The sequence below is a fragment of the Gilvimarinus sp. 1_MG-2023 genome (genome assembly GCF_030548285.1).
Map to the genome: position 1 here is coordinate 1 of NZ_JAUOSC010000685.1, position 303 is coordinate 303.

1 pseudogene is annotated in these 303 nt (G+C 58.1%); it reads left to right on the top strand.

Annotation, left to right across the window (positions count from 1 at the left end):
- Positions 1-303 (top strand): annotated as a pseudogene (locus Q4563_RS18610) (class I tRNA ligase family protein); the annotation flags it as partial.

The following is a 303-nucleotide window of genomic DNA, read 5'->3' on the forward strand; positions in this document are numbered from 1 at the left end:
GACCTGCACCGACGCCGATGGCAACACCCAGAACTATATTGTGGTCGCCACAACACGTCCGGAAACCATGCTCGGAGACACCGGTGTTGCGGTTAACCCGGAAGACCCGCGCTACCAGCACCTGATTGGCAAATTTATTGAACTGCCGCTGGTGGGTCGCCGCATCCCGATCGTCGGTGATGAACACGCCGATATGACCAAGGGCACCGGTTGCGTCAAAATCACCCCGGCGCACGACTTTAACGACTGTGAAGTGGGCAAGCGCTGCGGCTTGCCGATGATCAACATCCTCACCTTCAACGC